Origin of the sequence: Neisseria wadsworthii 9715 (assembly GCF_000227765.1) — a bacterium.
Classification (GTDB): domain Bacteria; phylum Pseudomonadota; class Gammaproteobacteria; order Burkholderiales; family Neisseriaceae; genus Neisseria; species Neisseria wadsworthii.
Genome location: NZ_JH165159.1, coordinates 1762151 through 1777499, shown reverse-complemented (window position 1 = coordinate 1777499; position 15349 = coordinate 1762151). Strand labels below are relative to the sequence as shown.

Here is a 15349-nt window from a genome sequence, read left to right as displayed (position 1 = left end):
CATTGTTTAATTGTAAAGACACGTTTTAAATTAAAACCCTTGAAAATTCAAGCGGCAATAAAAATTGCTTTAACTTGAATTTAAAACCCTTTTACCTATGCTAAATACAACAGTGTTTCAAATAATCTCTTTAGCGCCGGATAGAATAAGCAAATCCGCTATAATACGGCAATGAACAGCATTTATTCTCTTCTTTATTCCGCGCTTTCAGCGAATGATGCCGACGAAAAATGTAAACTGACCAACGAAGCATTCGATGCTTGGGCGGTAGGCAGTTTAACCGCTTCGGCTGACGAGCCGCCGCGTGATTTTCGTGTGGCAGGGCATCCGGCAAAGCCGGAGCTGGTGCCGCCGTCTGAAGTGACTCAACGCAAAATGAATACGCCGGAAGGTTATGCTGCCATGCTGCATGCGGTATGCCATATTGAATTTAATGCCATCAACCTTGCGCTGGATGCGGCTTACCGCTTCCGCAGCTTGCCATCGCAATACACCGCCGACTGGCTGCGTGTGGCGAAAGAGGAGGCCTATCATTTTGTGCTGATGCGCGATCGGCTGCGTGCACACGGCTTTGATTACGGAGATTTCAAAGCGCACAACCACTTGTGGGACATGGCTTATAAAACGGCTTTTGACCCGTTGTTGCGTATGGCTTTGGTGCCGAGGGTTTTGGAGGCGCGGGGTTTGGATGTAACGCCGGGTATCCGTGCTAAGGTGGCGCAGCGGGGAGATGATGAAACTTGCGAGGTGCTGGATATTATTTACCGCGATGAAGTGGGGCATGTACAGATCGGCAACCATTGGTATGTGTGGCTTTGCGAGCAGCGGGGTTTGGAACCTATGGCGCTGTTCCGTAATTTGCTGGCGCGTTACGATATGTTTATTTTTCGCGGTTATGTAAATTTAGAAGCAAGAGAGCGGGCGGGTTTCAGCCGATTTGAGCTGGATATGCTAGAGGATTTTGAAAACAGCATGAAAGCGGGCGGCCAACGGCGGAATTGGCAGAATGCTTTGAGGTGATATAGGGTGATATAGATAGTTGAACCAATTGAGCAGTATCGTCATCTTTGGCTTAAGCGCGGGCGTGGCATAAGCATGGTTTATATAAGTTGATTTATTACGGGATACGCCTTGTGTATACAATGTCAGTTTTCTAAATGTGATGCCTGTCTGAAAAGTTTTCAGACAGGCATTGTAAAGGGGTGGTTGAAAGCTGTATTTATTCGCCGGTTTCTTCGTCACCGTAATATTTCACACCGATTTTAATCGGAGCGCGACCTTGGGATTTACGGTGATGGTTTGTGTCACGAAGTGAATAAGCGCAGCCGCAATATTCTTGCTGGTAGAAATGTTCGCGTTTGCTGATTTCAATCATGCGCGCGCTGCCGCCACCTTTGCGCCAGTTGTATTCCCAGTAAACCAGATTGGGGTATTTTTCTGCTGCGCGTACGCCGCAGTCGTTGATTTGGTTCATGTTTTTCCAGCGTGAAATGCCGAGGGAGCTGGTAATTACCGGAAAGCCGTGTTCGTGAGCATAAAGTGCGGTGCGCTCGAAACGCATGTCGAAACACATGGTGCAGCGGCGGCCGCGTTCCGGATCCATTTCCATGCCTTTGGCGCGTTCGAACCAATTGTCTACGTCATAATCCGCGTCAATAAAGGGGATGCCGTGTTTTTCGGCAAAGGCGATGTTTTCGTTTTTGCGGATTTCGTATTCTTTTTTCGGGTGGATATTCGGGTTGTAAAAATAAATAGTGAAATCAATACCAGAAGCGAGCATGGCTTCCATCACTTCGCCGGAGCAGGGCGCGCAGCAAGAATGCAGCAGCACTTTTTTGTGGCCGCCCGGCGGGGTGAGGATGGGACGCTCGAAAGGTTTATCGTTTTGTGGTTTGCTCATGATGGTGTGCCTTAATGGTTTCAGACAGGCATTCGAAGCTTAATCTGAAGCGATGCCTGTCTGAAAATATATCAAGCACATATTTTATCAGACTGAAAGGCCGCCCGAAAGCAGAGTTTCGGGCGGCCTTGTGTATGAAAAATTTAAAGTTTGTTTAAGGCTTCGGCGAAAGTTTGAACTGTACGTTCGACATTTTGCAGCTTGTCCAAGCCGAACAGGCCGAGGCGGAAGGTTTGGAAATCGCTGCGTTCGCCGCATTGCAGCGGCACGCCGGATGCGATTTGCAGGCCGTGGCCGATAAAGGCTTTGCCGCTTTGGATATCGGGATCGGTGGTGTAGCTCACTACCACGCCGGGTGCTTCGAAGCCCGGTGCGGCAACGCTCGGATAGCCTTTTTCTATCAGTAGAGTACGGATTTTTTTTCCCAGCTCAAGCTGTTTTTCGCGCAGGTTTTCAAAGCCGGCGCTTTCGGCTTCCTGCATCACTTCATAGAGTTGGAACAGCGCGTCGGTGGGCGGGGTGGCGTGGTAAGCATGGCCGCCGTTTTCAAAAGCTTCCATAATTTGCAGCCATTTTTTCAAATCTAATGCGAAACTGTCGGATTCGGTGGTTTGCACTTTATCGTAAGCTTTTTGGTTGAGCATAACCAAGCCGCAGCCGGGCGAGCCGCTCCAGCCTTTTTGCGGGGCGGAAATCAGGATGTCGATGCCGAGTGCTTCCATATTCAGCCAGATACAGCCGGATGCGATGCAGTCGATAACCAGCAGGCCGCCGGCTGCGTGGGTGGCTTCTGCCAGCTTTCGGATGTAATTGTCGGGCAGCATGATGCCGGATGCGGTTTCAACATGGGGTGCAAACACAATTGCGGGCTTGTAGGTGGCAATTTCTGCGCACACTTCGTCAATCGGTGCAGGGGCAAACGGGGCTTGGGCGGCATCTTCTTGGCGCGCGGTAAGCACTTTGGTATCGGCTGCGAAGCCGCCTTTTTCGAGAATCTGAGTCCAGCGGAAGCTGAAAAAGCCGTTGCGCACAATCAGGCATTTTTCACCGCGCGCAAGCTGGCGGGCTACGGCTTCCATGCCGGAGGTGCCGCTGCCGGGGATCACGGCAACGTGTTGGGCGCGGTAAACTTTTTTGAGTGTGGCGGATATGTGGTTGAGCGCGGAGCGGAATTTTTGCGACATGTGGTTCAACGCGCGGTCGGTATAAACCACTGAATATTCCAGTAAGCCGTTTTCGTCAACTTCGGGGCGGGGCAGGGTGTTGCTCATGAAAAGATTCTCCTTGGTTGTTTTATTCATTTAGGTTTTGCGTATAGCTGTGAAAATGAAATTTTTATACAAGGGCTGTGAGGCGCAGGCGGTACAAGTTCACGGCTATATTTTGCGCGGCAACAGCCGCGTTTTAACTGCACGATATTAGCATTCTATGGCTGCAAATAAAAGCAATGCCTGTCTGAAAAGTTTTCAGACAGGCATTGTATGCACGGGATAAGCGCTGCGGATTATTTGCCCGCTTTGAGCTTCTGCCACAAAGCAACGGTTTGTTTTTTCGCTTTGTCGCTCATTTGCGGCATAACAAAACCGTTTTTCATATCTTCGGCATTCGGGAAGATGGAGCGGGTTTCCACCAGCTCTTTCGGCAGTTTTTCACGTGCAGGCAGGCTGGCCGGTGCGAAAGTTACTTCCAAAGCGTTTTTGGCTGCTACATCCGGGTTCAGCGTCCAGTCGATATATTTGTGGGCGTTGACGATGTTTTTGGCATCGGCCGGAATCAGCCACGATTCAATCCAGAAGCCCATGCCTTTAGGGTTGAGCACTTCGATGCCGACTGTGCTGCCCACTTCTTCGGCGCGTTTCTTCGCCATGTTCAAATCGCCGCCGTTACCCGCTGCGATACAGAAGTCGCCGCGCGCCAGCTCGTCGATATAAGAGGGGCTGAAACGTTTCACATCGGGGCGGATTTTTTCCAAAACTTTGGCGGCTTCGTCAATATCGGCAGGGTTGGAGCCGGCAGGATCTTTGCCTAAGTAGTTCAATACGATGGGGAACATTTCGCTCGGAGTGTCCCACAAGGCAATGCCGCATTGTTTCAGCTTGTTGGTGTATTCGGGTTTGAACAATAAATCCCAGCCGTTTTCAGGCAGCTGGCCGCCCAAGATTTCTTTGCCTTTTGCGGTAATGGCCAGTGTGTTGACGCCCGAGAAATAGGGCACGGCGTATTCATTGCCCGGGTCGGCGGTTTCGAGCATTTTCAGAAGCTCGGGGTCGATGTTTTTATAGTTGGGGATTAAATCTTTATTGACTTTTTGATAGGCACCCGCTTTGATTTGGCGCGGCAAAAATGCGATGCCCGGCACCACTAAATCATAGCCGGATTTGCCGGTTAACACTTTGGTTTCCAAGGTTTCATTGTTTTCGTAAAGGTCGTAGGTGAGCTTCAGGTTGTTTTGTTTTTTGAAGTCGTCTACGGTGCTTTCGTCAACGTAGTTTGACCAGTTGTAGATGTTTAAGGTGTCAGTTTGCGGCAGGTTGCTGCCGGCAGATGTGGCAGAAGCCGCTTGGCCGTTGGTTGGTTGTTCGGCTTTTTGTCCGCCGCAGGCGGCCAGCGCGAAGGCAATCAGTGCGGTCAATAATGATTTTTTCATGATGGGTTATCATTCCTTGATGAGTGGAAAAAAGAGAGCCTTAGTGGTTTTGGATTAAGGCGGGAAACGATTTATTGTAATGGAGGATTTACAAAAAATCAAAATGTAAAAACATAGGCTTGATGCCTGTCTGAAAATGGCGTGCCCGGGATATTTGGTTATAAAATACGGGATTTGTTCCTGTGAAGTGTTGATGGTGGGTGTCGGTTATGGATTCTTTGGTGCTTGATGGTTTTGCTGCCGAAGCGGCCGTGAGCTTGCTGGAGCGGGTTGCGCCCGAAGTGGGTGGTGTGGTGTCGCCTTTTGTCGATAAGCTTTTTGCAGCTTTGGCGGAAGGCCATTCATTTATTTGGCTGGATAAGCATGATATCGCCGCGTTGAAACAGGCCCGGCCCGTCGTAGGCGGAGATGCCGGCAGCCCGCTGATTTTAAGGGGAAACAAGCTTTTTTTAGGCAAAATGTGGCAGCTTGAGCAGGATTTGGCACGGCAGATTCTGCGTATTGCCGCAGTGAAACCGGAGCCGGTGGATTGGTTGAACGCATCGCACCATTTGGCAGACTGGTTTTCCGAGCCCGGCAGTCGGGATCAGAAAGCGGCGGCGGCGTTGGCTTTGCTGCAAAATTTTATGGTCATCAGCGGCGGGCCGGGTACGGGCAAGACCACTACGGTGGCCAAATTGCTGGCTTTGCTGTGTGTGAACGCGGGCAAATTGCCGCGCATTGCTTTGGTGGCGCCGACGGGCAAGGCTGCGGCGCATATGGCTAAAGCATTGCACCGCGCGTTGGGACAGTTTAATGCCGGAGCGGCGATTAAGGCGCATCTGGAACACTTGGAAGGGCAAACGGTGCACCGTTTGCTTAAGTTCAAGCCGCCTTATATGCAGCCGGCTTATCATGCCGATAATCCGCTTCCGTTGGATATGATTGTGGTGGACGAGGCGTCGATGCTGGATACGGCGCTGTTGTTGCAGCTTTTATCCGCCGTGCCTGACGGATGCAGGGTGATTATATTGGGTGATGAAAACCAATTGCCTTCCGTGGGTGCGGGCGCAGTTTTGGCTGCACTTGCCAGGCAAACGGTGCTAACAGAAACCACCGCGCAGGAGCTTACTGATTTGTTGCCGGAGCAGCCGTTTGCCGTTTCAGACAGGCCTGATCCTTTGGCTGCAAATATCGCGCGTTTAACCATCAGCCACCGGTTCGGCGAGTACAGCGGCATCGGCTGCTTAGCGCGTGCGGTTGTGCAAGGAAATGTGGAAGATGCGCTGGCTCAGTTTGAGCGGTTTCCAAACGAAATCCGTATTCACGATATGAATATTGACGGGCAGCTTGAAACTTTATACCGCTTGCAGCAAAACTACTGGCAGGCCGTGGCGCAAAATGATGTGAAAGCGGCTTTCGGGCATCAGGCGGACTGTATGGTTTTGGCCGCATGGCGCAATAATGCGGAGCATTTCAATCAAGCCTATCAGGCCTATCTGAAAAAAATCGGCATTATCAAGCAAGAAGAGTATTGGTTTGCAGGGCAGATGCTGATGGTAAGCCGCAATGATTATACGCTCGACTTGTTTAATGGCGACATCGGCTTGGTGCTGCGTGATGATGCATCTGATACCGGTGCGCTGGCAGCCTATTTCCCGGATGGAGATGAATTTCGCAAGATCGCCTTGAGCCGCTTGCCGGAATGCGAAACGGCGTTTGCGATGACCGTGCATAAAAGCCAGGGTTCGGAATATAAAGAAGTGTGGCTGTTGCCGCCTATGGGGTATGACTTGGCGAAAACGGCCGGCGCCGGATTGAACCGGGCTTTGCTTTACACGGCGATTACCCGGGCGCGGGAGCGTTTTGTGTTTTTGGGCAAAACGGAAGCTTTTAAAGCTGCGTGTTTGCAGGAAGAGACGCGCAGAAGTGCGGTGAGGGAGATGCTGGCGGAGGGGTAAACCGAGCGGGCTGAGGTTTTTGTTAAGTATAAGATTTCACGGAGTTTGCTATTCATATGCCTGTCTGAAAACTACTTTTCAGACAGGCATTCTTTAAGGTTTGATGCGTTACTCTTTAGGCAAACGCAGAACAGATACAATCAATCCGCCCCAAATAACCAAAATTGAAATAACCATCATAACGATTGCAGCGGTGCTCATGATTTGTCTCCTGTTTGGTGGGGTTTGTCTTCATGCGGCCAACTGAGTTGGGAAAGGATAAACGCGATAACCAAAAGACCGATGGCCATGCCCCAGCCCAAGCTGCCGACAAACCATGCCGGGTAGCCTTCATAGCCTTCAGACAGGATTTTTTTTGCCTCGGTAAACAGCATAAAGCCCAAGATAACCGGTGTGATGATGCCGGCAAACAAACGCCAGAAAAAGCCGAGTTGCAATGATGAAGTGGCGTTGATGTGGCTGCTGAGCTGGTGAAAGTTTTTGGTCAGCGTGATGCAGAGGATAGAAATAAAGCCTACTGCCACAATGCCGAAACTGTTTACAAATTTATCCATCACGTCTAAAACCGGCAAGCCTGTGGTGGTGCCGAACAGCAGGGTGGAAATTACCATCAGCGGCAGGCACACAATAATGGTGGACGTGATACGGTGCATATGCAATTTATCTTGGATGGCTGCAATAATCACCTCCAAAATGGAAATCAGGGAAGTTAAACCGGCAAACACCAAAGAGCCGAAAAACAACACGCCGATAACAGCACCGAACGGTGCTTTGTCGATAATTGCGGGGAAAGCAATAAACGCCAAGCCGATGCCGGAAGTGGCGACTTCGCTCACTTCTTTGCCTGCTGCGGTAGCCATAAAGCCCAACGCGGCAAACACGCCGATACCGGCCAGCAATTCAAAGCTGCTGTTAGCAAAACCCACAACCATACCCGTGCCGGTTAAATCCGTATCCTTTTTCAGATAAGAGGCATAGGTAATCATGATGCCGAAGCAGATGGAAAGCGAAAAGAAGATTTGGCCGTAAGCCGCAAGCCACACGGTAGGCTCGGTAAGTTTTTCCCAGTTAGGAGTAAACAAAGCGTCCAAGCCTTTGGCTGCGCCGGGTAAAAATAGTGCGCTGATCACGAGAATCAGGAACATCACGGTCAGTAAGGGCATGAAAAATTGAGAAGATTTGCCTACGCCTTTTTGAACGCCTAAAGCCAGAATCAGCAAAGTAACCACCCAAACACCGATTAAGGGTCCGACGATGTTGTCGACAAAATCGAGGCCCAAAGAGGCACCGTCGGCCATTTGCAAATAGTCTTTAAAGAAGAAAGCCGACGGATCAGCACCCCAGCCGCTAAAAAATGCAAAATAAGTATAGCTGGCGGCCCAGCCGATGATTACGGCGTAATAAATCGAGATAATCACATTAATCAGCACTTGCCACCAGCCGAATGTTTCAAAATGCTTGTTCATGCGGCGGTAGGCCAGCGGCGCGGAACCGCGGTATTTATGCCCAATGGCATAATCTAAGAAAAGCAAAGGGATACCGGCGGTAAGCAGGGCGACCAAGTAAGGAATGATAAAGGCGCCCCCGCCGTTGTCATAAGTGATATAAGGAAAGCGCCAAATATTGCCCAAGCCCACAGCAGAGCCGATGGCGGCAAACATAAACGCCTTGCGGGAGGAGAAAGTTTCCCTCTGGTGTTTTTTCGGATTTGAATCAGACACGATAAATACCTCAATGAAATATGTGGTAAATCAGTTGCTTATGAAATAATTTCTGGCAACAGTTATCTTTATGGTTGCAAACAAATCGACTTACTTTTAGCGTTTTGTAAAGTTATGCCATAAAAAATTAGACTTATCGTAAAAAAAAATCAGAAAAATGGCAAGCAAGAAGCCGATATTTGTTTGTGTTAGTGATTTGATTATTTGCAAAATAGGTTAGGGAACTTAATGATCAAAGATGGCTGAAAAGCGATGTTTTCAATGCCTGTCTGAAAGGTTTTCAGACAGGCATTTCTTTGTTTACAGAATTTTTGTGCAATCAGTGTATATTTTTTTGCTATTTGAATTCGGATTTTTTATATTTGTATTCAAATGAATACAAAGAAATTATTTGAAATGAATGCAGGCAACAGAATACCGGTTAGCGTGAGAATTTCTCAGGAAGACGCTGATTTTATGGCAAATTTAAATATGGAAGATGCGAATACACCTTCTGAGAAAATCCGCGAATTATTGAAGCAGGCGCGTTTAGCGCATACGCAGATGCATGACTATGGCTCGGCGCTGAATGCAATGGAGCAGTTTTTCCAATCTGCCAAACACAATATGCTGCATGCGGAAAAAGAATACGGTGTACACCCCCACATTTTGGCGCGGGTGTTTGAACAGCTGCCGGATTTGAGCGTGACATTGGCCGCCGATTTGCCCGAGGGTGCCGATTTGGCGATGCTGAAAAATATGAACGTGAAGTGATGTGGCGCATTGTCCGCCTGACGGACAGTATTTTCCAGCTGGTGGTTACCGGAAAAGGCGCGGCGTATGACGATAATGTGTTGGGCGAGTTGGAGAACACGCTGAAGCTGACGCAGATTGTGCAGCAGGCCGGTGATGTGGCAATGTGTAGATGTGTAAATACAGACAAACAGGAATATATGAGCGAAACATTGGCATGTAGAGCGGGGCGTTTGGTTGGTGGTGGTTCTCATGCTTTAGTGGATGCTGTGGAAAATTGGGTGCACCGAAGCGATAATGAATGAAAGCATGTGCAAAATCAAACGGGCGATTGATGAAGTGCGTGCGGAATTGGGCAAGGTACTGTCGCAAAAGCATTTGGTCGCTAAGAAAATGGTGGATGAAAGCAACCGCCACGAAGCTTTGAGCGAAAGTTTGCAGGCTGCAGTTAACAGCGGCCGCGATGATTTGGCCGAGGCGGGCATTGCTGAGCAAATGGATATCGAAGCGCGTTTGCCGGTTTTGGAAAACACGATTGCCGATTGCGCTGCACAAGAAAAGGAGCTGGAAAGCTTTATTGCGGCCTTGCAGGCGAAAAAGCGCGAGATGCAGCAGCAATTGTAGGAATGGAGGGCTGCGCAGCAGCGTTCGGCAGGTTCTGCGGATGCAGTAGGCGGTGATTTGAACCGCATTGCGCGTGATGCCGGAAAAAGCGGCAACACGTTTGACCCGGTTATGGGCTGCCAAAATGCGGTTTACAACAGCACCGAAGCTGCGCAACTGGCCAAGCTGAAAGAGCTGGAAGATTTAAGCCGCAGCAACCGGATCAAAGAGCGGCTGGCTGTGTTGAAAGTAAAGAAGAAATAAGTTTTATATATGCTTATTGATTGATTAATTGAGGGAAAAATACAAAATGTTTTATTTTAATAAAATTGAAAGATTGAGCGGTCAGATAGCTTTTTATCACAAGGTTTTAAATCATCATGCCCCATGGTTTTTGTTGGCAACCATTGCAGCATGGTCTTTAGGGAGTAGCCATCCTATACAAGGTTTAATTTCTCTCTTGCTGATAGCTTATTTTTACAGAGTTATCATGCTAAATGACTTAAAGGAAAAATATGGGAACGAACTTATTATTGATGGTTGGAAAATACATATCAAAAAGGCCATTGATATGTTGGAAACAGATATTCGGAAAAATTGTATGACTGAACAACAGCAAGAAGTTTTGAATTTGTTACAAGAAAAATGTAGCAGTCAGATAAAGTTAAAAAATATTTTCAGGAACAGGCCTTTCTTAGTTGCATACTTATTTTTTGCATGGGCATTTTGGGATTTATTGGAATCAAATTTAAGAGCATTGTCAAAGATATTTTAAAATTAAAGATTTTGTACAAACGGGTAGTGTGTTAAAGAGCACAAAGGAATGACTATGTGGGATTTAATCAATGCGCCGCAAACCCGGATTTTCGGTGTTGCCATTATGTTGATGGTGTTGCTGGGTGTGGTGAAACTTTATCGCTGGTGCTCGGCGGTATCAGCGATTGGCTCGACGGCCTGCTGCCCGATAGTTTAACGGAGCCGGCACATGTCGAAATCGGGTTGGACGGCGCGGATGCGGGCGCACTGATGCGGTTTTTAAGCTGGCTTTATGTGTGCAAGATTCCGTTGTTGATGGTGGTGTTTCTGGCCGTGTTCGGTTTGCTCGGCTATATCTTGCAGGCCTGTCTGAAAACTTTGCCGGCTTCTATCTCAACGGTTTTTTTGTTGCTGCGGCAGCGTGGTTCGCCAGCCTGCCGGTTGTACGGGTGGTGGGCGGGCGGCTTTATAAAATCATGCCGAAAGACGAAACTACGGCTGTCGAACAAAAAAGCCTGGCCGGCCGCGTCGGCGTGGTGGTGTTGGGCGAGGCGCAACGTGGCAGCCAGGCGGAAGTGCGTGTGAAAGACGGCTTCGGCCAGCAGCATTATGCGATGGCCGAGCCGGACGACGGCAGCGGTTGCAACAAGGCGAGGCTGTGTTGCTGGTGTCGCTGGAGAGGAATACGTTTAAAGCGATTGCCAATCCGAGCGGCAGCTTGGTGGATTAGCTGTTTCAGCAATCATGCCTGTCTGAAAAGCAGTAAATGGTCGGTTATATGATGGCTTATTTTTTAGTAATCGCTTTTTACGTTTTGTCAGTCTGTATTTCAAATGGCTGCTCTCATGGGCCGGCGCGGAAAAGATTGAAGGTTGGTTGGCAGTTTTTTAATCAGGTGGCGGGCAAGCGATTGGGATGCCGGGCAAATCCGGTTTTATACTTTGCTCTCGTGGATTGCGTAGACGGTTTTTGCGTGTTGTTACTGTTGGTCAGTTGAGGTGTAAAACATCCATATGCCTGTCTGAAAATTATTTTGTTGTGTGGTCATCATTAACAGAAGAAAAGAAAGTTTATGGGTTGGATTTCAATTGCGAGCATTGCCGGTATCGTGCTGGTTGCTTTGTTTGTGCTCGGCCTGATTCTGGCGCGGTTGTATCAGCGTGCGAGCAAGAAGGTGTCGTTTGTGCGCACAGGTTTCGGCGAGGAAAAGGTGATTATGGAACGGCGGCGCGCTGGTGTTGCCGGTGTCCCATGAAGTGATTCCGGTGAATATGAATACTTTGCGGCTGGAAGTGCGCTGCGCAGCGTAGCAGGCTTTGATTACGCGCGACCGGATGTGCGTGGATGTGGCGGCGGAGTTTTATGTGCGTGTGAAGCCCACTTCCGACAGCGTAGCCACAGCGGCGCAGACTTTGGGCATGAAAACCATGTCGCCCGAGCAGCTTAAAGATTTGGTGGAAGGTAAATTTGTGGATGCGCTGCGCGCGGTGGCTTCCCAAGTGGCCATGGAAGAGCTGCACGAAAAACGCGGCGATTTTGTGCAGAAAGTGTAGCAAGTGGTGTCGGAAGATTTGTTTAAAAACGGCTTGGAGCTGGAAACCGTGTCGCTGATCGGCTTGATCAAACGGCGTTTGAATTTTTCAATCCGCAAAACGCGTTCGACGCCGAAGGTTTGACCAAACTGACCAAACTGACCGAAACCATTGAAGTGCGCCGCAAAAAGCGCAACGATATTGAGCAGGACACGGATTTGGCGATTAAAACCAAAAATCTGGAAGCGGAGCGCACACGTCTGCAAATCCTGCGTGAAGAAGAATATGCCAAATTGGAGCAGGAGCGTGAAGACGATATCAAGATTCTTCAAGTCAACGGCTTGGGTGGTTTCGGTAGCACAAGTGCGTTAGAAGGTATAGAAGGCGCGACACCGCAAGGCAATCTGGCCGACGAAATGGTTAACAGTGCTTTGCGCTATCGCAGCCAAGCTCCTTTGGTTGACAACCTGTTGAAAGAGCTAGGTTTAAACGATGGTGACATCAATGGGCTGACACAAGGCTTGGATAAAACAATCAGCCCGAAAACGGAATGATGATTGAGTGAAAGTATTAATGCCTGTCTGAAAAGTAGTTTTCAGACAGGCATTGTGTTATTTATTTCTTGTATTGTTTTCAACAACATGGTTATCATCAACACTTAAATAAGTTAACAGCAGGCTGTTTGAAATGATGAAACGAGCGTTTATTCTGAGTGATTGCGAACCGCCCGAGTGCGAAGAAAAGCCTTATGCCTTGCTCACGGCCAATGTTACCAAAGGGCATCATTTCATTGCGCAAACCGAGCAGCGGCAGCATGCGTTTAACCACAGCGTGAACCCGCAGAACCAAAATGTTTACAGGTTGCCGCTTGCCATGTTTCAAAGGCCTTACAAAGCCAAAGCGGAAAGCGTGAATATCGAAAACAATTTGGAAGTAAACAATTTATATACATTGTCGTTCGTGGGCGGCAGCGGAGGCAGCCAATACAATCTGGAAAGCTGGTTCAGCCGCCATGAAAGCGGCTACGAAGAGGCCTGCAATGCTTTGCGGTTGGTGAGCAGCGGCAGGCAAAAAGTGCCGAAAGCTTTATGGCGCATCTTGCCGCTGAAGCTGCTCGGTATTTTCCGTAATCCTTATAACCACAACATCTTGTTTGTACACAGCTTGCATCAGGCCGTGTTGGCACAGTTGCCTGAAGTTAGCACCGAATTTGTTACCTTGATTGAGCGGAGGCCGCAGCAGCGTTTGAGCCGGATATTGAGCACCTTCGCTTTTTCTCCGGATGGTTACACACGCTGGCTGGCGAATCTTTACGGCATGCTTAGTGATGGTGTGATGCAGCCATCTTTGTTTGAACGCTTGTTTGCCAGTTTGTTTGCCGAACCGGATGCGGTAAGAATCGAAGTGTTCCGCTACAACGATAAATTTGATTGCTGCTTCTTTGCCGATACCGGATTTTGCTTGCAGGCATCAAAAAGCCAATTGAGCGTGGGTGTGAGCATCGCAGCCGATATGTTTGCCATTGTGCATATCCAACGCGAGCACTGGGAGAACTTGAAGAATAATTTTGCCGAATATGTGCCTCAGCCGATTGATATGAACATGAAAATATTTGATGATGACCATCAGCAGCGCGCTACCTACAACCGCTTGTGTATCAGAGAAGCTAGAGAAGCGGTGTTCGGTAGAAGCAGGCGGCGGGAAGATTATTTTTGATTGGGTTTGTAGGCGGCAATGATTGTAATACAAAGTAGAGCGTGCAGATAGGATAAGGGCTTATATCGGGAAGGAAGATTAATAAAGAAACCGCTTAATTTCAAGATGAACTTAATCAATAATGCCTGTCTGAAAAAATTTTCAAACAGGCATTATTAACTATGTTTAAATACTTTGCATAGCTTGAGTTATTCTGGAACAAAAATTTTCACTCTAAAGCATGTTGTTATCTTTAGTTTGAATGTTACAAAGCAAAATATTAAGTTCCAGATCGTTTCTAATCAAGTGATTAGATGGAAGCTGTTTTAGGTTTAATCGGTTCGATTATTTGCATACCGGAGGTGTTCGAGGTTCGATTATTGGATCGATTATGTGTATTCCACGTCTATAATGATGTGCAGGAAACGCCTGTTTCAACACATCTTCGATAGGAGGGGGCAACGGTATGGAAAAAGTGGATCCACCAGTAACACAATTCATTTCTTTTTCAATCAATAGTTTCATTAAATTCTCCTTAAATTAGGGAAACCATTTTGGTTTGCTTACAGTTTAGGCCACAACCAAGTAGCAATTATTGCTTTGTTCAAGCAATTTTGTGTGTCCTCTTTCGTGGGAATCCTGGAATGGGAAATCCTGGGATGGGAAGCCGCGGAAAGGGTAACTCCGGTATAAAAGCAATTCCGCCAGTAACGCAATCCATTTCTTTTTCAGGCAATAGTTTCATAAACTTCTCCTTAAGTTAGGGGGATCATTTCTATTTGCTTGGTTTAGTCTACAACCCAGTAGAGAGGTTATAGTTTTACCTGCAACTTCATTCCATCATTTCCTTATTTTAGTAAAAAGGCTGCCAGTAGGGGTTAGTCTGTTGAAATTTAAGCCATGCTTGGAAAAATTCCCTTCCATTTTCAAACTTTTGGTGAATTGGATGATCTTTAGGCCAAGCAATCGGAGCGAGCCCACCTACAATACGGTTCATTTCTTTATCTGTTAATAATTTCATAAAAATTTCCTTTTTAAATTTAATATTTAAATTTAATAATCTGTCATGTTTTGCCTGTCTCAAGATGGGTTACCAGAATCTGACAGGCAAAACATGAGCGCCAACGAATAAGAGCTTTATTTACCGTAGATCAGCCTTATTATCCAAATGGCGGGAGCCATGGGTCCAGTGGGTCTTATTGCTAGGCCGCCAGACACATGCTCGCATTCTTGCTTATTGATTTCTCTCATGATAGCTCCTGACGTGATTTAAGACTAAATACTACGTGTTAAACCAATGGTACATACCGTATCCACCAAGGGAGTCGCCAGCGCCAGTTATCATTAGGAATCAACATACCACCAGCAACTTGTTCCATTTCCTGCTTATTTAGGGTCTTCATAATTTCTTCTCCTGAGTTTCAGTTAAAACAAAATCATTATTTAAGAAACCGCACTGCGGATTCTCTAAATGTTGGAGTTTATGCAAAATGATTTGTTCGTTTAATTGTGTTTGTTTTTTTGAAAAAACATATCAAAATTTGTATTCAAAATGCATAATTTTGAAAATATATTGGAAATGTTTAATTTTTTTATAATTTATTCATAGGGTTATAATTTAGTGAATCAATTTGGAAATAAACGTGCAGCGAAAAGTATATATGCGAAACCGGTTGCTGCAGTTGCTTTCCTACCTGCTTTTCTTTTGCGAAGCTAAAGGAAAGCAGGTGTTTTCTCGGTCATGAAGTGCAATTTTAAATAGTGGGAAACAGATTAAGATTTAAGAGAGATTCGGCTATATCTGATTTTTATTTTTAAAGTTT

The 15349-nt window shown here is 47.3% G+C and carries 10 protein-coding genes and 4 pseudogenes; 8 read left to right on the top strand and 6 right to left on the bottom strand.

What is annotated here, in order from left to right; translation table 11 throughout:
• Window positions 1-171: 171 nt before the first annotated feature.
• Window positions 172-1020: a ferritin-like domain-containing protein gene (locus HMPREF9370_RS08160; protein ID WP_009116971.1), complete on the top strand. Its 849-nt coding sequence runs from the start codon at window positions 172-174 to the stop codon at window positions 1018-1020.
• 199 nt (window positions 1021-1219) lie between these two features.
• On the opposite strand, the gene HMPREF9370_RS08155 is transcribed toward HMPREF9370_RS08160, so the two are convergent.
• From HMPREF9370_RS08155 to HMPREF9370_RS08145, 3 genes are all read right to left on the bottom strand, one after another.
• Window positions 1220-1900, bottom strand: coding sequence for an epoxyqueuosine reductase QueH (locus HMPREF9370_RS08155; protein WP_009116970.1), 681 nt, complete (start codon window positions 1898-1900; stop codon window positions 1220-1222).
• A 143-nt stretch (window positions 1901-2043) separates the two neighbouring features.
• Window positions 2044-3171 (bottom strand): aminotransferase class V-fold PLP-dependent enzyme, encoded by a 1128-nt coding sequence (locus HMPREF9370_RS08150; RefSeq protein WP_040667076.1) that lies wholly within the window; start codon window positions 3169-3171, stop codon window positions 2044-2046.
• A 233-nt stretch (window positions 3172-3404) separates the two neighbouring features.
• Window positions 3405-4547, bottom strand: coding sequence for an extracellular solute-binding protein (locus tag HMPREF9370_RS08145; RefSeq protein WP_009116967.1), 1143 nt, complete (start codon window positions 4545-4547; stop codon window positions 3405-3407).
• Window positions 4548-4756: 209 nt separating this feature from the next.
• On the opposite strand from HMPREF9370_RS08145, the gene recD reads away from it, so the two are divergent.
• Window positions 4757-6487: an exodeoxyribonuclease V subunit alpha gene (gene recD, locus HMPREF9370_RS08140; RefSeq protein ID WP_009116966.1), complete on the top strand. Its 1731-nt coding sequence runs from the start codon at window positions 4757-4759 to the stop codon at window positions 6485-6487.
• 108 nt (window positions 6488-6595) lie between these two features.
• Here the strand turns inward: recD and HMPREF9370_RS11830 are convergent, their stop codons facing one another.
• Window positions 6596-6688 (bottom strand): methionine/alanine import family NSS transporter small subunit, encoded by a 93-nt coding sequence (locus HMPREF9370_RS11830; protein WP_040667075.1) that lies wholly within the window; start codon window positions 6686-6688, stop codon window positions 6596-6598.
• A complete protein-coding gene (locus tag HMPREF9370_RS08130; protein WP_040667074.1) occupies window positions 6685-8208 on the bottom strand; it encodes a sodium-dependent transporter in 1524 nt (507 codons plus the stop codon). Before HMPREF9370_RS08130 ends, HMPREF9370_RS11830 begins: the two co-directional genes overlap by 4 nt.
• A gap of 396 nt (window positions 8209-8604) precedes the next feature.
• Between HMPREF9370_RS08130 and HMPREF9370_RS08125 the strand changes: the two are divergent.
• The 6 genes and pseudogenes from HMPREF9370_RS08125 to HMPREF9370_RS08100 form a co-directional block, all read left to right on the top strand.
• Window positions 8605-9101: pseudogene (locus HMPREF9370_RS08125) on the top strand (hypothetical protein); the annotation flags it as partial.
• A 39-nt stretch (window positions 9102-9140) separates the two neighbouring features.
• A pseudogene (locus HMPREF9370_RS08120) lies at window positions 9141-9807 on the top strand (PspA/IM30 family protein).
• Between the two features lie 46 nt (window positions 9808-9853).
• A complete protein-coding gene (locus HMPREF9370_RS08115) occupies window positions 9854-10318 on the top strand; it encodes a hypothetical protein (protein ID WP_009116960.1) in 465 nt (154 codons plus the stop codon).
• A gap of 54 nt (window positions 10319-10372) precedes the next feature.
• Window positions 10373-11029 (top strand): annotated as a pseudogene (locus HMPREF9370_RS12570) (OB-fold-containig protein).
• A 342-nt stretch (window positions 11030-11371) separates the two neighbouring features.
• Window positions 11372-12385: pseudogene (locus tag HMPREF9370_RS08105) on the top strand (SPFH domain-containing protein).
• Between the two features lie 133 nt (window positions 12386-12518).
• Entirely contained in the window at window positions 12519-13547 is a 1029-nt protein-coding gene (locus tag HMPREF9370_RS08100) for a hypothetical protein (protein WP_009116954.1), read from the top strand.
• An 832-nt stretch (window positions 13548-14379) separates the two neighbouring features.
• Here HMPREF9370_RS08100 and HMPREF9370_RS12055 read toward each other — a convergent pair.
• Entirely contained in the window at window positions 14380-14547 is a 168-nt protein-coding gene (locus HMPREF9370_RS12055) for a bacteriocin (protein WP_156792989.1), read from the bottom strand.
• Window positions 14548-15349: the final 802 nt, after the last annotated feature.